Origin of the sequence: Curtobacterium flaccumfaciens (assembly GCF_004361695.1) — a bacterium.
Classification (GTDB): Bacteria; Actinomycetota; Actinomycetes; order Actinomycetales; family Microbacteriaceae; genus Curtobacterium; species Curtobacterium flaccumfaciens_B.
In genome coordinates, this window is sequence record NZ_SNVW01000001.1 from 176,768 (window position 1) to 196,243 (window position 19,476).

16 protein-coding genes are annotated in these 19,476 nt (G+C 71.9%); 7 read left to right on the forward strand and 9 right to left on the reverse strand.

Annotation, left to right across the window (positions count from 1 at the left end; genetic code table 11):
• Positions 1–28 precede the first annotated feature (28 nt).
• Positions 29–973 (reverse strand): DUF3097 domain-containing protein, encoded by a 945-nt coding sequence (locus EDF64_RS00815; protein ID WP_133518214.1) that lies wholly within the window; start codon positions 971–973, stop codon positions 29–31.
• Between the two features lie 79 nt (positions 974–1,052).
• Here EDF64_RS00815 and EDF64_RS00820 point away from each other — a divergent pair, with 79 nt between their 5' ends.
• From EDF64_RS00820 to EDF64_RS00850, 7 genes are all read left to right on the forward strand, one after another.
• Positions 1,053–2,102, forward strand: a complete 1,050-nt coding sequence (locus tag EDF64_RS00820) for a zinc-binding dehydrogenase (protein ID WP_133518215.1) — start codon at positions 1,053–1,055, stop codon at positions 2,100–2,102.
• Between the two features lie 101 nt (positions 2,103–2,203).
• Entirely contained in the window at positions 2,204–3,445 is a 1,242-nt protein-coding gene (locus tag EDF64_RS00825) for an ROK family transcriptional regulator (protein ID WP_133518216.1), read from the forward strand.
• A gap of 126 nt (positions 3,446–3,571) precedes the next feature.
• Positions 3,572–4,912, forward strand: coding sequence for an extracellular solute-binding protein (locus EDF64_RS00830; protein WP_133518217.1), 1,341 nt, complete (start codon positions 3,572–3,574; stop codon positions 4,910–4,912).
• Between the two features lie 161 nt (positions 4,913–5,073).
• Positions 5,074–5,961: a carbohydrate ABC transporter permease gene (locus tag EDF64_RS00835; RefSeq protein WP_083402579.1), complete on the forward strand. Its 888-nt coding sequence runs from the start codon at positions 5,074–5,076 to the stop codon at positions 5,959–5,961.
• Positions 5,961–6,851 (forward strand): carbohydrate ABC transporter permease, encoded by an 891-nt coding sequence (locus tag EDF64_RS00840; protein ID WP_133518218.1) that lies wholly within the window; start codon positions 5,961–5,963, stop codon positions 6,849–6,851. The genes EDF64_RS00835 and EDF64_RS00840 overlap by 1 nt, the downstream gene beginning before the upstream one ends.
• Positions 6,852–6,858: 7 nt before the next feature.
• Positions 6,859–8,163, forward strand: a complete 1,305-nt coding sequence (locus EDF64_RS00845; protein ID WP_133518219.1) for a 6-phospho-beta-glucosidase — start codon at positions 6,859–6,861, stop codon at positions 8,161–8,163.
• A complete protein-coding gene (locus EDF64_RS00850) occupies positions 8,151–9,239 on the forward strand; it encodes an N-acetylglucosamine kinase (protein ID WP_243736189.1) in 1,089 nt (362 codons plus the stop codon). The genes EDF64_RS00845 and EDF64_RS00850 overlap by 13 nt, the downstream gene beginning before the upstream one ends.
• A 184-nt stretch (positions 9,240–9,423) precedes the next feature.
• On the opposite strand, the gene gap is transcribed toward EDF64_RS00850, so the two are convergent.
• The 8 genes from gap to EDF64_RS00890 all read right to left on the reverse strand — a co-directional run bounded on the left by gap (position 9,424) and on the right by EDF64_RS00890 (position 19,388).
• Complete coding sequence (gene gap / locus EDF64_RS00855; RefSeq protein WP_133518220.1) at positions 9,424–10,431, reverse strand: type I glyceraldehyde-3-phosphate dehydrogenase; 1,008 nt, start codon at positions 10,429–10,431, stop codon at positions 9,424–9,426.
• Between the two features lie 108 nt (positions 10,432–10,539).
• Complete coding sequence (locus EDF64_RS00860) at positions 10,540–11,490, reverse strand: GlxA family transcriptional regulator (RefSeq protein WP_133518221.1); 951 nt, start codon at positions 11,488–11,490, stop codon at positions 10,540–10,542.
• A 95-nt stretch (positions 11,491–11,585) separates the two neighbouring features.
• On the reverse strand, positions 11,586–12,335 hold the full coding sequence (locus EDF64_RS00865) for a methyltransferase domain-containing protein (RefSeq protein ID WP_133518222.1): 750 nt from the start codon (positions 12,333–12,335) through the stop codon (positions 11,586–11,588).
• Complete coding sequence (locus EDF64_RS00870) at positions 12,332–13,495, reverse strand: type III polyketide synthase (RefSeq protein ID WP_133518223.1); 1,164 nt, start codon at positions 13,493–13,495, stop codon at positions 12,332–12,334. The genes EDF64_RS00865 and EDF64_RS00870 overlap by 4 nt, the downstream gene beginning before the upstream one ends.
• A gap of 119 nt (positions 13,496–13,614) precedes the next feature.
• A complete protein-coding gene (gene gatB / locus EDF64_RS00875; RefSeq protein WP_133518224.1) occupies positions 13,615–15,120 on the reverse strand; it encodes an Asp-tRNA(Asn)/Glu-tRNA(Gln) amidotransferase subunit GatB in 1,506 nt (501 codons plus the stop codon).
• Positions 15,120–16,667 (reverse strand): Asp-tRNA(Asn)/Glu-tRNA(Gln) amidotransferase subunit GatA, encoded by a 1,548-nt coding sequence (gatA, locus tag EDF64_RS00880; RefSeq protein WP_133518225.1) that lies wholly within the window; start codon positions 16,665–16,667, stop codon positions 15,120–15,122. Before gatA ends, gatB begins: the two co-directional genes overlap by 1 nt.
• An 11-nt stretch (positions 16,668–16,678) precedes the next feature.
• On the reverse strand, positions 16,679–16,978 hold the full coding sequence (gatC, locus tag EDF64_RS00885) for an Asp-tRNA(Asn)/Glu-tRNA(Gln) amidotransferase subunit GatC (RefSeq protein WP_111117102.1): 300 nt from the start codon (positions 16,976–16,978) through the stop codon (positions 16,679–16,681).
• Positions 16,979–17,111: 133 nt separating this feature from the next.
• Positions 17,112–19,388: a transglycosylase domain-containing protein gene (locus EDF64_RS00890; RefSeq protein WP_133518226.1), complete on the reverse strand. Its 2,277-nt coding sequence runs from the start codon at positions 19,386–19,388 to the stop codon at positions 17,112–17,114.
• Between the last annotated feature and the right edge of the window lie 88 nt (positions 19,389–19,476).

Genomic DNA, 19,476 nt, shown 5'->3' on the forward strand with positions numbered 1-19,476 from the left:
CGCGCCTGTTGACGGATCGGCCGGGTTCTCAGGCCGTGGGTTCCGTCACGAAGTCGATGAGCTCCTCGACGCGGCCGAGCAGCTCCGGCTCGAGGTCGGCGAAGGTGCGGACCCGGCCGAGGATCCGCTGCCACGCCCGAGCGATGTCGGCCTGCTCGGCGTGCGGCCAGCCGAGGGCCTGGCAGATGCCCTGCTTCCACTCGATCGAGCGCGGGATCGTGGGCCACGCCTGCAGCCCGACCCGAGCGGGCTTCACCGACTGCCAGACGTCGACGAACGGGTGCCCGACGACGAGGACGTGCGCACCCCACTTCCCGCGCATCACGGCGTCGGCGAAGCGGGACTCCTTCGAGCCGGGGACGAGGTGGTCGACGAGCACGCCGACGCGGCGGTCGCGCGAGGGCCGGAAGTCGTCGAGCACGTCGGCGAGGTTGTCGACGCCGGAGAGCTCCTCGACGACGACGCCCTCGACGCGCAGGTCGGTTCCCCAGACCTTCTCGACGAGTTCGGCGTCGTGCTTGCCCTCGACCATGATCCGACTCGGGAGCGCGACCCGCGCACGCTGCGACTCGACCGCGAACGATCCGGACGCGGTGCGGAGGCGACCGCCGTCGGACGCCTGCCGCACGGCGGGCGCGGCCCCGGGCCTCCAGTCCGAGTGAACGGAACCCAGCGAACCCGGCGAGCCGGCAGCGGCTGCGGCAGACCGGCCGACCGGAGCCTGCGGACGGCCGAGGGTGACGAGCTCGCCCTCGAGCAGGAACTGCCCGCTGAACGGGAAGGAGCGGGTGCGGCCCTTCCAGTCCTCGAGCTCCACGTTGCCGGCCTCGAGCCGGACCACCGCGCCGGCCCAGCCGGTCGCCGGGTCCTCGAGCACCATGTCGCGTTCGAGCGGCACCTGGCGCACCTTCTTCACGCCCTTCGAGCGCCAGTCACCCGAGAGCACGTCACTGCCGTACCGGTCGTCGTCCACCCGCACGAGGGTACTGTCGAGGCGGCCCCGGACGACGTCGACCGGCCGATCCCCCACCATCTCGACGGAAGGCACCCCCTTGCGCGCAGCGATCATCCACGCCCCGAACGACATCCGCGTCGAGGACCGTGACCAGCCCGCCCTCATCACCCCGAAGGACGTCGTCGTCCGGGTCGTCGCCGCGTGCGTCTGCGGGTCGGACCTCTGGCCCTACCGCGGTGTCACCGAGACGACGCGGCCACGCCCGATCGGGCACGAGCTCGTCGGCGAGGTCGTCGCCGTCGGGGACGACGTCACGACGCTCCACGAGGGCGACTTCGTCATCTCCCCGTTCACGATGAACGACGGCACCTGCCAGGCCTGCCGCCACGGCATGACCACGGGGTGCGACCACCTGTCCGGCTTCGGCGGGAACGACGCGTACGGCGACCCGGTCGGTGGCGCGCAGGCCGAGTACGTCCGGATCCCGGACGCCGCGGCGACCCTCGTGGCGGTGCCGGGCCCGGTCGACCCGGCGCTCGTGCCGTCGCTCCTCACCCTGTCCGACGTGTTCTCCACCGGGCACCACGCTGCGGTCTCCGCCGCGGTCGGGCCGGGCAAGACCGTCGTCGTGGTCGGCGACGGCGCGGTCGGGCTGTCGGCCGTGCTCGCGTCGAAGCGGCTCGGCGCCGAGCGGATCATCGCGATGAGCCGGCACGCCGACCGGCAGGCGCTCGCTCGCGAGTTCGGCGCGACCGACATCGTCGCGGAGCGGGGCGAGGCCGGGGTCGCGGCGATCCGCGAGCTCCTCGGCGGCGACCTGGCCGACTGCGCGGTCGAGGCCGTGGGCACCGAGGAGAGCATGGACCAGGCGCTGCACTCGGTGCGTCCAGGCGGCAACCTCGGCTTCGTCGGGGTCCCGCACGGGGTGCCGACGATCGGGACCCGCTACCTCTTCGACACGAACATCACGATCGCGGGCGGCATGGCGCCGGCGCGGACGTACATCCCGGAGCTGCTGCCGGACGTGCTGTCGGGGGCGATCGACCCCGGGCGGGTGTTCGACCTCGAGCTGCCCCTGGACGAGGCTGCGGAGGCGTACCGCGCGATGGACGAGCGCCGGGCGATCAAGGTCCTGCTGCGCCCGTAGGGTGCGTGGGGCGGGCGCCCACGTTTCGCGGAGCGGAACGCGTGTTTCGAATCGGTAAACAAACCTTTCAGTAAAGAAGGTTGTCCGTTACAGTCCTCGACATGACCACACGAGGACGCACCCCCGGACAGCCCGGGCTGCTCCGTGTCCTCAACGACCGGGCCGCCCTCGAGCTCCTGCTCGACGACGGCCCGCTCACCCGCAACGAGATCGCGCAGCGCACCGGGCTGAGCAAGCCCACCGCCGCGGAGATCATCCGCCGGCTCGAGTCGGCCGACCTCATCCGCGAAGCCGGCACCGCGACCCAGGCCGGCCGCCGCGGCCCGAGCGCCGTCGTGTACGAGGCGATCACCGACCGTGACCTCGGCGTCGCGGTGGACGTCCAGCTCGTCGACGTCCGCTCGACCGTCGTGGACGCCGCGGGCCGCACGTTCCCGGTGGCGACGCACACCATGTCCGCCGACGAGCTGCGCGCCCCCGGCGCCGACATCGTCGCCGCCGCGATCTCCCGCGCCGCCGCAGCCGCCGACGTCGACCCCGAGCTGGTCACCGCGGTCGCCGTCGGCGTGCAGGCGAGCGTCGACCACGCCACCGACACCCTGATCTTCACCGACGGCCTGCCCGGCTGGCCGCGCGACCAGGTGTCCGCCACCCTCTCGCAGGCGCTCGGCGTCCGCGTCGTGATCGAGAACGACGCGAACCTCGCCGCGATCGCCGAACGGAACATGGGCGCGGGCCGCGCCCCGGAGAGCTTCGCGCTGTTCTGGATGGCGGAGGGCCTCGGCATGGCCCTCGACCTGCACGGCCACCTGCACACCGGCGCATCCGGCGCCGCGGGTGAGATCGGCTACCTCAGCGTGCCCGCCGACGCACGCTCCATCGACCCGACGGCCACGATCGTCGCGGACCTCATCTCCGAGTCCGCGATCGTCGCCCTGGCCGCCGAGCACGGGATCACGGCACCGGACGGCACCGCAGCCGACTGGCGCCAGGTGCTCCCGCAGCTGCCCGGGCTCCCCGAGCAGCACCCCTTCACCACCGCCCTCGGCGAGCGCGTCGGGCACAACGTGCTCCCCGCCCTCGCCGTCGCCGATCCCGAGACGGTCGTCCTGCACGGCCCGACCGGCATCGCGGGCGGACCCGCCCTGGCCGCCGCCGTGACCTCCTGGCTCCGGACCCGCACCCGCTGGTCCACCGCCGTGGTGGCACCCGGTGTCCCCGACACCCCCGTCCTGCACGGTGCGCGGCACGTCCTCATCGACGTCGTCCGCACCGCGCTCGCGGACCGGCTCGAACGCATCAGTGACGATGCGCCCGCGCCGGACCCCGTCGAGCGCCCCTGAACGACTCCGCACCACGGAGTCCCACCCGCACCACTCGAGGCACCTCCACCCCAGCCCTGTCCGAGGGCTCTTCGGCGCGCCCGCACGTCGGCCCGCGCCGGAGCGAGATCAGAGAGCGAGTTCCGCATGTCACTCCCCAGTCCGAAGCTCCGGCGCATCGTCGCAGCCACCGCCATCGCCGCCGCCGGCGCCCTCGTCGTCGCCGGCTGCAGCTCCGGCAGCAGCGCGGCCGACGTCGCCGACAAGGCCCCGAAGGACCTCAAGGGCACGGTGTCCCTGTGGCACTTCTTCACCGGACGCGAGGCCGGTGTCGTGAAGAGCGCCGTCGCCGGCTTCGAGAAGGCGAACCCCGGCGTGACGGTCGACATCCACGCCGGCCAGGACGACGAGAAGCTGCAGAAGGCGATCTCGTCCGGGCAGAACATCGACGTGGGCCTGTCGTACTCGACCGCCATCGTCGGCAGCTTCTGCTCCTCGGGTGCCTTCCGCGACCTGTCGCCGTACATCAAGCGCGACAAGGTCGACCTGTCCGACATCCCGAAGGCCGTGCAGTCGTACACGCAGTACAAGGGCACGCGGTGCACGCTGCCGGCCCTCGCCGACGTCAGCGCCCTGATGTACAACAAGGCCGCGTTCGCGTCGGCGGGCATCTCGACACCGCCGAAGACGCTCGACGAGCTCAAGGCCGACGCGCTCAAGCTGACGACGTACAACGCCGACGGGTCGATCAAGCAGCTGGGCTTCAACCCGCTCATCGACTTCTACGAGAACTCCCCCGAGCACTGGGCGCCGATGGTCGACGGTTCCTGGCTGGACAGCAAGGGCAACAGCGTGATCGGCACGTCCGACGCCTGGAAGAAGCTCATCACGTGGCAGAAGGGGTTCGTCGACGAGATCGGGTACGACAAGCTCAAGGCGTTCACGTCGGGCCTCGGCCAGGAGTTCGCCGCCGACAACGCGTTCCAGACCGGGCAGGTCGCGATGCAGATCGACGGTGAGTACCGCACCGCGTTCATCAAGGACCAGAAGCCGGACCTCGACTACGGCACCGCGCCGACGCCGGTGATGGACGGCCTCGGCAACTACGGCTCGACGTACATCGCGGGCAACGTGGCGGGCATCGCGAAGGGCTCGAAGAACCCGGAGCTCGCCTGGGCGCTGCTGAAGTACCTGTCCACGAACACGGACGCGCAGGTCACGATGGGCAACGGCCTGAAGAACATCCCGACGCTCACGTCCGCACTCGAGTCGCCCGACCTCGAAGTCGACGCGAACTACAAGACCTTCGTCGACGTCGCGGGGAACAAGGACACGATGACCTCGCCGGGCACCGCGGACGGCGCCGCCTACATCGGCACCTTCACGAAGTTCTGGCAGGCCTACCAGCAGAACGGCGGCGACCTCGACGCGAAGCTCAAGAAGCTCGACTCCGACATCGACAACGCGAACCAGCTGGCTGGTCCGTGATCATGACGGACGTCACCACCCCTGAAACCGGCAGCCTGGAGGCGCGGCCCACCCGCGCCTCCCGGCCGTCGGCCCCAGCCGGGTCGCGTTCGACGGCCCCCGGAAGCCGGCCACGTCGGCGCCGCTCCGCCGAGTCCCGCCGCCGCATCGTCGCCCTGACGATGCTGGCCCCGGCCCTGGCGGGCCTCGTGATCTTCTTCGCCTACCCGCTCGTCGCGTCGATCTTCTACTCGTTCACGCGGTACAACCAGCTGCAGGAGCCCGAGTTCGTCGGCCTGCTGAACTACCGGTTCCTGTTCACGCAGGACCCCCAGATCGGCCCCGCGGTCGTCAACACGCTGTGGTTCGTCGTCATCCTCGTGCCGGTCCGGATCGTCTGCGGCCTGCTCGTGGCCGGACTCCTCAGCCGGGCCAAGACGGCGACCGGGTTCTGGCGGACGCTGTTCTACCTGCCCGCCCTGGTGCCGCCGGTCGCGAGCGTCGTGGCGTTCGTGTTCCTGTTCAACCCCGGCACCGGGCCCGTCAACCAGATCCTCAAGGTCTTCGGGATCGAGGGCCCGCTGTGGTTCAACGACCCGGCGTGGTCGAAGCCCTCGCTGGTGATCATGGGCGTCTGGGTCATGGGCGACATCATGATCATCTTCCTGGCGTCCCTGCTCGACGTGCCGCGTGACCTGTACGAGGCCGCGTCGCTCGACGGCGCGAACGGCGTCCAGCAGGTGCGGCACATCACGCTGCCGACCATCGCGCCGGTCATCGGCTTCGCGGCCGTGACGGGGGTGATCGCGGCGCTGCAGTACTTCACCGAGGCCGCGGTGGCCTCGGGTGTCGCGAGCGGCAAGGCGACGATCGGTGGTGGGACCGCCGCGCAGCTCGGGTACCCGGGCACGTCGCTGCTCACCTACACCGAGCTGCTCTACCAGCACGGGTTCGCGAACTTCCAGTTCGGCTACGCGTCCGCGATGGCCGTCGTGCTGTTCGTGATCACCGCCGTGGTGCTCGTCTTCACGATGCGCCGGATCAGTGTGTTCCGGCCGGAGGAGTCCTGATGACCGCAGTGTCCCAGTCCCCGCTCACCCGGGCGCCCCGGGGTTCCGCTCCCCGCACCGGCAGGCCCCGCGGCCGGACCCTCGTGTGGATCGCCGAGCACGCCGCGCTGGTCGCCCTCGGCGTCCTGACGATCGCCCCGATCGTGTTCGTGATCCTGACCTCGCTGATGTCGAGCAACCAGGCACTCACGGCGTCGATCCTGCCGCGACCGTTCGACTTCTCGAACTACGCGCGGGTGTTCACCGAACTGCCGCTCGCGCAGTGGTTCGGCAACTCGTCGATGTACGCCGTGCTCGCCACCGCGTTCATGCTCGTCAGCTCCGTACCGGCGGCGTACGCCCTCGCCCAGATCAAGTTCCGTGGCGCGAACCTGATCTTCACGGTGATCATCGTCGCGATGCTCCTGCCCCCGCAGGTCACCGCGGTGCCGGTCTACGTGATGTGGTCCGAGCTGCACCTGACCGGCACGCTCTGGCCGCTCATCCTGCCGAACCTGCTCGGCGACGCGTTCAGCATCTTCCTGCTCCGCCAGTTCTTCATGACCATCCCGAAGGAGTACGGCGACGCCGCCCGCATGGACGGCTGCAGCGAGTGGGGCGTGCTCTGGCGGGTCGTCGTGCCGATGGCCCGTCCGGGCATCGCGTCGGCCGCGATCTTCATGTTCTTCCACTCGTGGAACGACTACTACGGCCCGCTCCTCTACGCCTCCGAGAACCAGGCCGCCTGGCCGGTGGCGTACGGGCTCGCCACGTTCCGCGGGCAGCACGGCACCGACTGGTCGATGACGATGGCGATGACCGTCGTCGTCATGGTCCCCGTCGTCATCATCTTCTTCTTCGCACAGAAGGCATTCGTCGAGGGCATCGCGCTCACCGGCGTGAAGGGATAGCACCACAGTGAAACTCGCAGTCATCGGTGGCGGATCCACCTACACCCCCGAACTCGTGGACGGCTTCGCCCGGCTCCGCGACCAACTGCCCATCGACGAACTCTGGCTCGTCGACCCCGACCCCGTCCGGCGCGAGCTCGTCGGCGGCGTCGCGAAGCGGATGTTCGCGCACGCCGGGCACCCCGGCACCGTGCACGTGACCGACGACGTCGTCGCCGGGGTCAGCGACGCCGACGCCGTCATGTTCCAGCTCCGCATCGGCGGGCAGGCCGCACGGCAGCAGGACGAGACCTGGCCGCACGAGGCGTGCTGCATCGGGCAGGAGACCACCGGCCCCGGCGGGTTCGCGAAGGCGCTCCGCACCGTGCCGGTCGTGCTCGAGTACGCCGAGCTCGTCCGGAAGCACGCCAAGCCGGACGCCTGGATCGTCGACTTCACGAACCCGGTCGGCATCGTCACGCGCGCGCTCCTCGAGGCCGGGCACCGCGCCGTCGGCCTCTGCAACGTCGCGATCGGCTTCCAGCGTCGCTTCGCCGCGGAGTTCCGGGTCGCGCCGTCCGCGGTCCGCCTCGACCACGTCGGCCTGAACCACCTGACCTGGGAGCGCGGCGTGCACGTCACCGGCGCCGACGGCACCACGCGCGACGTGCTCGACGAGCTGCTCGCGCCGGGTGACGCCCTGGCCCGGATGGCCGAGAGCGTGCACATGCACGAGGACCTCATCCGCCTGCAGCACGCGGTCCCCTCGTACTACCTGCGGTACTTCTACAGCCACGACATCGTGCTCGAGGAACAGCTCCGCGAGCCGACCCGCGCCGAGGCAGTGATGGCGACCGAGCGGGCGCTCCTGGCGAAGTACGCCGACGAGTCGGTCGTCACGAAGCCCGTGGAGCTCGAGCAGCGCGGCGGCGCGTACTACTCCGAGGCAGCGATCGACGTGCTGTCCTCGATCCTCGGCGACCGCGGCGACGTGCAGGTGCTCAACGTCCGGAACGACGGCACCTTCCCGTTCCTGCCCGACGACCACGTCATCGAGGTCCCGGCACGCGTCACCCGGCAGGCGATCACCCCGCTGCCGGTGGCCCCGCTGGCCGAGGACATGGTCGGCCTCGTGTCGCACGTCGCCGGCTACGAGCGGCTCGCGCTCGACGCGGCGGTCCACGGCGGGCGCGACCGGGTGCTCCGTGCGATGTGGGCGCACCCGCTCGTGGGGCAGGTCGACAAGGCCGAGAAGCTCACCGACCTGCTGCTGGCCGCGAACGCGGAGCACCTGCCGTGGACGCGATCGGAGCAGGTGACGTGGGCGCGCTGAGCCGGACCGACGGGGCGGACACCAGCCGCGCCTCCAGGCCCGCCGCGCCGGGACCATCGGACGCGACCGATGTCGTCCTCGCCGTCGACGGCGGCGGCAGCAAGACCGACGTCGTCGCGATCGGACTCGACGGCACGCTCGTCGGGCACGCACGCGGCCCCGGGTCGAACCCGCAGACGCGCGGGTGGGACCTCGCCGGTCCGATCCTCGACGACGTCCGTGACCGGGTCCTCCGCGAGCTCGGCGACCGGCGCATCCGCACCACGCACGTGTACCTCGCCGGCCTCGACCTGCACGACGAACTCGTCGCGGCCGAAGCCGCGCTCGCCCACTGGGACGAGGACGGCGGCGCGCCGGACGTGCTCGACAACGACCTGTTCGCGCTGCTGCGGGCGGGCACGCTGTCGCCCGACGCCGCCGCGGTGGTGTGCGGGACCGGGATCAACGCCCTCGCGGTCCGTGCCGACGGCGAGACCGCCCGGTTCCCCGCCATCGGGGACGTCTCCGGCGACTGGGGCGGCGGCGCGTACCTCGGCAACCGTGCCCTGTGGCACGCGGCGCGGGCGGACGACGGGCGTGGCCCGGCGACGGCACTCGTCGACGCGGTGCCGACGGCGCTCGGGCTCGGCAGTGTCCGCGAGGTGACCGAGGCGATCCACTTCGGCCGCCTCGACTACCGGGTGTTCAACCGGCTGTGCCCCGTGCTGTTCGAGGTCGCGGGGGCCGGCGACGACGTCGCGCGGAGCGTCGTCGAGCGGCAGGCCGAGGAGATCGTGCTCCTGGCGTCGGTGTCGCTCGGACGGCTCGGGCTCGGCGGGTCGGCGACGTCGCCGGTGCCGGTCGTGCTCGGCGGCGGGGTGCTCGCCGCGCGGGACCCGATGCTCGTGGACGGGGTCGTGTCGGGGCTCGAGTCACGAGTGCCCGGGGCCGTGCCGACCTGGGTGACCGATCCCCCGGTGCTCGGTGCCGGGCTGGCGGCGCTGGAGTCCGTCGGTGCCGGCGAGGTGGCGCTCCGGCGCTACCGCGAGGCCGTGCGCTCCCGCTCCTTCGCGTCCACCACGGCCGCGATCCGCTGACGCGGCCGCGGCGCGGCGCGGCGCGGCCGCGCGCGGCGCCGCCGGCCGCGCGCGGCGCCGCCACCCGCGCCCGGCACCGCGCCCAAGTTTCGCGCTGAGCGACACTTCACGCGGCTTCGAGCCCGTGAACTGTCGCTCAGCGCGAAATCCGGCAAGCGCGAGGCCGCGCCCGCGCCCCCGCGCCCTACGCCGCCCGCGCCAGCATCCCGAGCGTGTCCACCACGCGGTTCGAGAAGCCCCACTCGTTGTCGTACCAGGCCACCACCTTCACGTGCCGCCCCTCGTCGACCCGGGTGAGCAGCGAGTCGAAGATGCTCGACTCCGGCCGCCCGGTGATGTCCGTCGACACGAGCGGGTCCGCCGTGAACGCCAGCACCCCGGCGAGCGGCCCGGCGGCAGCGGCGCGGTACGCCGCGTTGACCTCGTCCACGGTCACGGACCGCGACACGACGGTGTTCAGCTCGACGAGGGACCCGACGGGCACAGGCACGCGGATGGCGTCGCCGGACAGCTTCCCCTCGAGTCGGGGCAGCACGAGCCCGATCGCCTTCGCGGCACCGGTCGACGTCGGCACGATGTTCACGCCGGCGGCCCGTGCACGACGGAGGTCGCGGTGCGGTCCGTCCTGCAGGTTCTGCTCCTGCGTGTAGGCGTGCACGGTCGTCATGAAGCCGTGTTCGATCCCGGCGAGGTCGTCGAGCACGGACGCCAGCGGTGCGAGCGCGTTGGTCGTGCACGACGCGTTCGAGATCACCGTGTGCGCAGCGGGGTCGAACACGTCGGTGTTCACGCCGTAGGCGATGGTGGCGTCGGCCCCGGTCGCCGGCGCGCTGATGAGCACGCGCCGCGCGCCCGCCGCCAGGTGCCCGGCGGCGGCGTCTCGTGCGGTGAAGCGGCCGGTGGACTCGAGGACGACCTCGACGCCGAGTTCCGCCCACGGCAGCTCCGCGGGTTCGCGTGAGGCCAGGACCCGGACACGTCGTCCGTCGATGACGAGCGTGTCGCCGTCGACCTCGACGGTGCCGTCGAACGGGCCGAGGGCCGAGTCGTAGCGGAACAGGTGCGCGAGCGTGTCGGGTGCGGTGAGGTCGTTCACGGCGACCACCTCGAGGTCGTCGCCGCCGCGGGCGAGGAGTGCGCGGAGGGTGTTGCGGCCGATGCGGCCGAAGCCGTTGATGGCGATGCGGGTCATGTGGGTTCCTTTCGTTCCGCGGTCCATGCTCACCGGCCTGGAGGCGCGGCTCCAGTGGCAGGGAAGCCAGCGTCCGGAAGGATCCCGCCAACAGGGCGACGGGTCGCGTCAGTCCTGGAACGTGCGGCGGTACGCCGTCGGCGACGTCCCGAGGATCCGCCGGAAGTGCGTCCGCAGGTTCGCGTCGGATCCGAGTCCCGCGCGCTCCGCCACCTGGTCGATGCCGAGGTCCGAGCGCTCGAGGAGCTCGCGTGCGAGGTCGACCCGGGCCCGGAGCACCCACTGCATCGGCGTGTACCCGGTGTCCTCGACGAAGCGGCGCGAGAACGTCCGCGGCGACACCGTCGCGTTCCGGGCGAGCACCTCGAGCGTCAGCGGTTCGGCGAGGTGCCGGAGCGCCCACTCCCGGGTCTCGGCGAAGACGTCGCCGAGCGGCTCGGGCATGCTCCGCGGGACGTACTGCGCCTGCCCGCCGCTCCGGTACGGCGCGCTCACCAGTCGGCGTGCCACGTGGTTCGACAGCGCGACGCCGTGGTCCTGCCGGACGATGTGCAGGCACAGGTCGATCCCGCTCGCCGCCCCGGCGCTCGTCAGGACGGAGCCGGCGTCGACGAACAGCACGTCCTCGTCGACGTCCACGGCGGGGTACCGGTCCCGCAGGACCCGCGTGTAGTGCCAGTGCGTGGTGGCACGCCGGCCGTCGAGCAGTCCGGCGGCCGCGAGCGCGAACGCTCCCGTCGAGATCGCCGCGATCCGTGCGCCGCGCTCGTGCGCCCGCGCGAGTGCAGCCACGACGTCGGCCGGCGGCGGGGTGTCCGCGGGGTACCGGTAGCCGGGCACGAACACCGTCTGCGCCCACTCGAGCGCGTCGAGCCCGTGGTCGACGGCGTACGCGAGCCCGTCGCCGCCCGCGATCCGACCGACCCGTGGCCCGCACACCCGCACCTCGTACGGCATGCTCGGCCGGTTCGAGAACACCTGCGCGGGGATCCCGACGTCGAGCGGCTTCGCACCGTCGAGCACGAGGACCGCGACGCGGTGCAGCGGGTCCGAGGCCATCCCCCGACGCTAGCCGACCTGACGACGGAACCCCGCACGGTCACGCGACGCGGCGGTCGCCCCGCAGCGCGACGCCGCGACCGGAGCCCGCAGTCTCACGCGACGCGGCGGTCGAACCCCGGCACCTCGGCGTCCCGGATCGCCAGCACCCGGTGCGGAGCCGCCTGCTCCGCCCGCCACCCGGTCGGCAGCGCCTCGCGCAGCTCCGGCAGCGTGAAGGACCGTCGGATCGACCGGAGTCCGTCGACCCGGACGAACGTGCCCGCCGCGACGAGCGCCGCACCGAGCGCGTACGCCCGGTAGGCCTCGGTCGACCGTCGGATGTCCGAGTGCAGGCTCCGGCCCGTCGCCAGGGTCTCGGAGTCGGCGAGGAAGCCGTGTCGTTCTTCGTCGCCGAGGTGGTGCAGCACGTGGTTCGACACCACGACGTCGAACCGCTCCCCCGCCGTGACGAGTTCACCGCTCGACTGCTGGCGGAAGGTGACCCCGCGCGTGGTCGACCGGGTCGCCGCGTCGATCGCCCGCGGGTCCGGGTCGACCCCGACGACCTCGACGTCGAACCCGTCGGCCGCCGCCCAACGCACGATCGCCCGGGCGAGGTCGCCGCCACCGCACCCGAGGTCGAGCACGCGCCCGCGGCCGTCCGCGGGCAACGCGGGGGCGACGTGGGTCCGCCACACCGCCCGCCACCCGCTGACCAGGGCGTTCACGAGCGCGAACCGCCGGAACGTGCGGGCGAGCGCCTGCGGGTCGCAGTCCGGTTCGTCCATCAGCTCGCGCAGGTCGACGGCGCGCCGGGTCAGGTCGACCGGGAGGCGCGGGTCGGGTCCGTCCGGCCGGCTCACGAGACCCCTGCGGTCGCGGCTTCGAGGGCGTCGGCCGGGTCCTCCGCCGTGGTCGCCGCCGGCGTCGCGTCCCGCGGGGTCGTCCCGACCGCGGTGAGCCGTGACGCCTCGACCGTGAGGCCGGGACCGAACGCGAGGGCGACGACCGGTGCGCCGTCGGCGATGCCCTCGTCGAGTGCCTGGCGGAGGACGAACAGCACGGTGGCGCTCGACATGTTGCCGTGGTCACGGAGGACGGCGCGGCTCGGACCCATCGCCGCGTCGGACAGCCCGAGGGCGTCCTGCGTGCGGTCGAGGATCGCGCGACCGCCGGGGTGCACGGCCCACACCGGGATGGCGGCTGCGCCCCCGGCCGGCAGCAGCGGTCCGACGGCCTGCGCGACCGTCGCCCCGACGAGCTTGGGGACGGCGGTGCTGAGGACCATCTCGAAGCCCTCGTCGCCGATGTTCCAGGCCATCTCCGAGGCACCCTCGGGCACGACCGTGGTGGCGAAGTCGTCCATCCGGAGCCCGGGACCGTCGGCCGTGACGACCACCGCGGCGGCACCGTCGCCGAAGACGCTGTTCGCGACGATCTGGTCCGGGTCGTCCGAGGCGCGGACGTGCAGCGTGCAGAGCTCCGCGCAGACCACGAGCACGACGGCGTCCGGGTCGGCGGTGGCGAAGGCGTCGGCGACACGGAGCGCGGGGAACGCCGCACAGCACCCCATGAAGCCGATGTGCTGGCGGAAGACGGTCGGGCGGAGGCCGAGTTCGCGGACGATGTCGAGGTCCGGCCCGGGCTGCGTGAACCCGGTGCACGAGGCGGTGACGACGTGCGTGATCGACGCCGCGTCGATGCCGGCATGCTGCACGGCGTCCCACGCGGCGGCGACGAACAGCGGCGGAGCGAGTTCGCGGTACCGGTCGTTGCGCGCTCCTGTGGACGGCGAGCGGAGGACGCCCGCGTCGTCTCGGAAGGCGCCGGCCGGCAGGGCGGCGTCGAGTTCGTCGAGCACCGTGTGCCGGTGTTCGACGGCGGACGCGTCGAACGCGGCGGGCACGAGTCGACGGCCGAGCCGACCGAGGTCGGGCTGCCGGACGAACAGGTCCCGGACCGCCGCCTGCTCGAGCGTCCTCGTGGGGACGGCGGTACCGATGGCGCGGATCGTTGCGGACACGACTCATCTTGTCACCGGGTCGCTGACGCGTCCCCAGGTTGCCGCCCTGGACCGGACCACGGACGGACGGGAGGCACGGTGCCAGCTGGCACCGTGCCTCCCGTCCGGTTCGGTCCGGTCTAGGACTGCTGCGCGCGCTCCAGGACCAGCTCGCGGACGCGGGCCGCGTCGGCCTGCCCGCGCATCGCCTTCATCACGGCACCGATGATGGCACCGGCGGCCTGCACCTTGCCGTCCTGGATCTTGGCCAGCACGTCGGGCTGGGCGGCCAGCGCCTCGTCGACCGCGGCGGTGAGGGCGGAGTCGTCGGAGACGACCTTGAGCCCGCGGGCCTCGACGACCTGGGCCGGCGAGCCCTCGCCGGCGATGACGCCCTCGAGCACCTGGCGGGCCAGGCGGTCGGTCAGGTCACCGGACTCGACGAGCGCGATGACCTCGGCGACGTGCTGCGGCGACACGAGGTCACCGGGCGCGGCGTCCTGCGCGTTGGCGACGCGGCTGATCTCGCCGGTCCACCACTTGCGGGCCGCCTGCGGTGCCGCTCCGGCGGCGACGGTGCCCTCGACCTCGTCGAGCAGCCCGCCGTTCACGACGTCCTGGAACTCGAGGTCCGCGAAGCCCCAGTCGCCCTTGAGACGACGGCGACGCGCCACCGGGGCCTCCGGCAGCGACGCCCGGAGTTCCTCGATCACGGCCGGGTCCGGCACCACGGGGAGCAGGTCGGGCTCGGGGAAGTAGCGGTAGTCGTCGGCGTCCGACTTGGGACGGCCGGCCGACGTGCGACCGGTGTCCTCGTGCCAGTGCCGGGTCTCCTGCGTGATCGTGCCGCCGTCGGCGAGGATCGCGGCCTGACGCTGGATCTCGTAGCGGATGGCACGCTCGACGGCGCGGAACGAGTTCACGTTCTTCGTCTCGGTGCGGGTGCCGAGCTTCTCCTGCCCGCGGGGGCGCAGCGAGATGTTCGCGTCGCAGCGCAGGTTGCCGCGCTCCATGCGGGCCTCGGAGACGCCGAGCGCCCGGACGAGGTCGCGGATGACCTGCACGTAGGCCGCGCCGAGCTCGGGGGCGCGCTCTTCGGCGCCGAAGATCGGCTTCGTGACGATCTCGACGAGCGGGACACCGGCACGGTTGTAGTCGACGAGCGAGTACTCGGCGCCCTGGATGCGGCCGGTGGCGCCGCCGACGTGCGTGAGCTTGCCGGCGTCCTCCTCCATGTGGGCGCGCTCGATCGGGATGGTGAAGATCGTGCCGTCGGCGAGCTCCACCTCGACCTCGCCCTCGTACGCGATCGGCTCGTCGTACTGGGAGATCTGGTAGTTCTTCGGGTTGTCCGGGTAGTAGTAGTTCTTCCGGGCGAACCGCGAGGACTCGGCGATCGAGCAGCCGAGCGCGAGGCCGAGCTGGATCGAGTACCGCACCGCCTGCGCGTTCACGACCGGCAGCGACCCGGGCAGCCCGAGGTCGACCGGGGTCACGTTCGTGTTCGGCTCGCCACCGAAGAAGTTCGGGGCGTCCGAGAACATCTTGGTCTTCGTCGCGAGTTCGACGTGGACCTCGAACCCGAGGACCGGCTCGTACCGCCGGAGTGCCTCGTCGAAGTCCATCAGCGCGTCCTTCTGCGCCATCAGATCACACCTTCCTGCGCAGCGGACTGCTGACTCTGGTCGAGGTCCGGGATGCTGTCGATGAGCGGGTGTCCCCACTGCTGCTCGAGCAGGCGCTCGAGTGCCGCACCGTAGCGGTAGAGCCGGGCGTCCTCGCGCTGTGGGGCCATCAGCTGCACCCCGGTCGGCAGGCCGTCCTCCGGCGCGAGGCCGTTCGGGATGCTCATGCCGGGCACGCCGGCCAGGTTCGCCGGGATCGTCGTGAGGTCGTTCAGGTACATCGCGAGCGGGTCGTCGATGCGCTCGCCGATCGGGAACGCGGTCGTCGGGGCGGACGGGCTGACGAGCAGGTCGACCTGCTCGAACGCGGCCGTGAAGTCGCGCTGCACCAGGGTCCGGACCTTCTGTGCCGAGCCGTAGTAGGCGTCGTAGTAGCCGGCGCTCAGGGCGTAGGTGCCGAGGATGATGCGACGCTTCACCTCGGGGCCGAAACCGGCCTCGCGCGTGGCGGCCATGACGTCCTCGACGGTGGCGCCGTTCTCCGGCGTGACGCGGAGGCCGAAGCGCACCGAGTCGAACTTCGCCAGGTTGGACGACGCCTCGGCCGGGAGGATCAGGTAGTACGCGCTGATCGCGTACGCGAACGAAGGCGCGTCGATCTCGACGACCTGGGCCCCGGCGGACTCGAGGATCGCGACCGTCTCGCGGAAGCGCTGCGTGACGCCGGCCTGGAAGCCCTCGCCACCGGCGAGTTCCTTGACCACGCCGACGCGCAGCCCGCGGAGCGTGTCGGCCTGCAGGCCCTCACGCGCGGCGGCGGCCATCGACGGCCAGGCGTCGGGGATGCTCGTCGAGTCCTTCGGGTCGTGGCCGCCGATGACGTCGTGCAGGAGCGCGGCGTCGAGGACGGTGCGGGACACCGGTCCGACCTGGTCGAGGCTGGAGGCCAGGGCGATCGCGCCGTAGCGGCTGACACCGCCGTACGTCGGCTTCACGCCGACCGTGCCCGTGACGGCACCGGGCTGGCGGATCGAGCCACCGGTGTCGGAGCCGAGGGCGAGCGGTGCCTCGTGCGCGGCGACCGCGGCGGCCGAGCCACCACCGGAACCGCCGGGGATCCGGTCGAGGTCCCACGGGTTGTGCGTCGGGCCGTACGCCGAGAACTCGGTCGTCGAGCCCATCGCGAACTCGTCCATGTTGGTCTTGCCGAGCGGTACGAGGCCTGCGGCACGGAGCTTCGCGACCGGGGTGGCGTCGTAGGGCGGCACCCAGCCCTCGAGGATCTTCGAGCCCGAGGTGGTCGGCATGTCCTGCGTGCACAGGACGTCCTTCACGGCGATCGGCACGCCGGCCAGCGGACCGAGGTCGTCGCCGGCGGCACGGCGGGAGTCGATCGACTTCGCCGCCGCGAGGGCGTTCTGGTTCACGTGCAGGAACGCGTGGACGTCGCCGTCCACCGCCTGGATGCGGTCGAGGTGCGCCTGGGTGGCCTCGACGCTCGACACGTCGCGCGCCACGAGGGCGTCGGCGAGCGCGGCGGCGCTGAGGCGGGTGATGTCGTTGGTCACTGTCTTCCGCCCTACTGTTCTTCGCCGAGGATCGCCGTCACGCGGAACCGCTCACCGTCGGAGTCCGGGGCACCCGACAGCGCCTGCTCCTGCGTGAGGGTCGGCCCGACCACGTCGGGCCGGGTGACGTTGCCGAGCGGCACGGGGTGGCTCGTCGCCGGGACGTCCGGGGTCGCGACCTCGGTGACCCGGGCGACGCTCTCGACGATGTGCGAGAGCTCCCCGGTCAGCTTCTCGATCTCTTCGGGCGTGAGTGCGATACGTGCGAGGTTCGCCAGGTGGGCGACCTGCTCGCTCGTGATGTCAGGCATGGTGCTCCGTCGATCGGTTCGTGGAATGCCCACCAGTCTATTGGTGCCCCACGACGCGCGAGGCGCCTGTGGAGAACGCGACGGTCTGGAGGCGCGGGGCGGTCTCCGGGACCGGCACCGCGCCTCCAGGCGGTCACTTGCCGTCGCCCGGCTTCGCCGGCTGGCCGTGGCCGCCGTGCTGGGTCGGCTGCTGCTGCGCGGGCTGCTGCGTCTGCGGCGCCGGTGCCTGCTTCGTGGACTGCCCGGATCCCGTCGACGCGGCCGTCGGCGCAGCCGCCACGTGGCCGACGAGCGCCGGGTCCGGCGCGGGCAGGGGGTCGCCGCCGACGGTCTGGTCGAGGTAGCCCATGAGCGCCTTGCCGACGCCGAACTTCGCGCTGTACCCCGTGGTGCCCTGCGGGAAGCCGACGTTCGCCAGCCCGACGTGGCCCTGCACGTTGCCGATCCAGGTCGCGTTCGTGTACTTCGTCGTCGAGGCGACGAGCCAGTTCTGCACGTCACCGTCGGTCGTCCCGGTCTTCGCGAACTTGTCGACCGTGTCGTTCGGGTTCGCCGCCACCGCCGTGCCGTTGCCGGTGAGCACCCCGCGGAGGGCGTAGTCGACCGTGGCGGCGACGTTCGTGGGGACGCCCTGCGTGCACGACGCCGGCGTCGGGGTGATCTTCTCGCCGGTCGAGGTCGTCACCGAGTCGATCGCGGTCGGGGTGCAGACGACGCCGCCGTGGGCGAAGCCGGCGTACGCCTCGGCCAGGTCGATCGGCGACAGGTCGTTGACCCCGAGGATCGAGGACGGCGTCTGCGTGAGCTCGCCGCCGCCCGCGGGGTGGATGCCCATCGCCTTCGCGAGCCCGGCGATCTTGCAGAGGTCGAGCTGCTTGCCCATCTGGGCGTACGCGGTGTTGATCGACTCGGAGGTGGCCTCCTGGACGGTCAGGGACGGGCCGACCTTCTCGGCGTTCGAGACGTTCCAGACCCCGCCGCTGACGTTCTGGCAGGAGTTCGTGAACTCGGAGTTCTGGAACTCGCTCTCGCCCGTCGGGACCGACTCGGACAGGGTGTGCCCGGTCGCCAGCCACTCGGCGAGCGTGAAGACCTTGTACGTCGACCCGGTCTGGAACCCGCCCGAGTTGCCGTACCCGCTGTCGGCGCTGTAGTTCACCGCGGTCGCTCCGGCCCCGCCGTTGTCGCTCTGCGTGTACGCCGTGTTCTGCACCATCGACAGGATGCGTCCGGTGCCGGGTTCGACCGTGACGTTGGACCCGCCGACGTCGACGCCCGGCATCGTCTGCGGGACGTAGGAGGACAGGGCCGTCTGCGCCTGGTTCTGCAGGTCGAGGTTCAGCGTGGTGTGGATCTGCAGGCCCTCGGTGTCGAGCGCGGCGATCCGCTCCGGGGCCGTCTTGCCGAACGCGGTGTCCTGCAGCACCTGGTCGCGCACGTAGTCGCAGAAGTACCCGGCGTCGTAGCCGGCCGCGGCCGTCGAGCAGCCGTTGGCCGTGGCCGTGATCTTCGGCGTGACCGGCGTGGCCTTGGCCTGGGCGAGCTGGGCCTTCGTGATGTCGTGGTGGACGTACATCCGCTGCAGCACGTAGTCGCGCCGGACCTTGGTCGCCGCGTACCCGTTCGCCGCACCGTTCTCCTTGTCCTTCGGCTGGTCGATGCGCAGTCGCGACGGGTAGTTGAAGATCGCCACGAGGGTCGCGGACTGCACCAGCGAGAGGTCCTTCGCGTGCACGCCGAAGTAGTACTCGGCCCCGGCCTCGGCGCCGTAGACCTTCCCGCCGAGCCCGACGATGTTGAGGTACCCGGTGAGGATCTGGTCCTTCGTGTACTTCTTGTTGACCGCGACCGCGTACCGGATCTCCTGCAGCTTCCGCGCCTTCGACTGTCCGGCGACCTTCTTGTAGCAGGCGTCCACCAGCGCGGTGGTCGCATCGGTGTCCTTGCCGGTCAGCTGCTCGCACTGTTGGACGAGCACGTTCTTCACGTACTGCTGGGTGATGCTCGAGCCGCCCTGCACACTGTGGTGCAGCGCGTCCGCGATGGTCGCGCGCAGGGTCCCGATGACGTCGACGCCGCCCTCGTCGTAGAACCGCGGGTCCTCGGTGTCGGTCGCCGCCTGCTTGAGCGTCCTGGCCATCGCCGCGGACGCCACGGTCGTCCGGTTCTCGGCGTAGAACGACGCGATCTTGACCTGCTGGCCGTCCTTGGTCGCGTAGACCGAGGACACCTGCTGCGGCGTCTGGATGTCGAGGTAGCTCGGCAGGTCCTCGAAGAAGGCGACCGCGCCGGACGTCCCCTCGCCGGCGACCGCGACCGCCGGGGTCACGGCGACGGCGACGAGCAGGCCGGCGAGCGCCGACATCGCGACGAACGTCAGGAGAGCACCAGGCCATCGCACCACACGCATGGGGGAACGGTAGGGCGTAGGGCTGTACTGGTTCTGCCGTGGAACGAGATGAGGCTGCGCCGCCGTTCAGGTTCCCACCCAGCGAGCA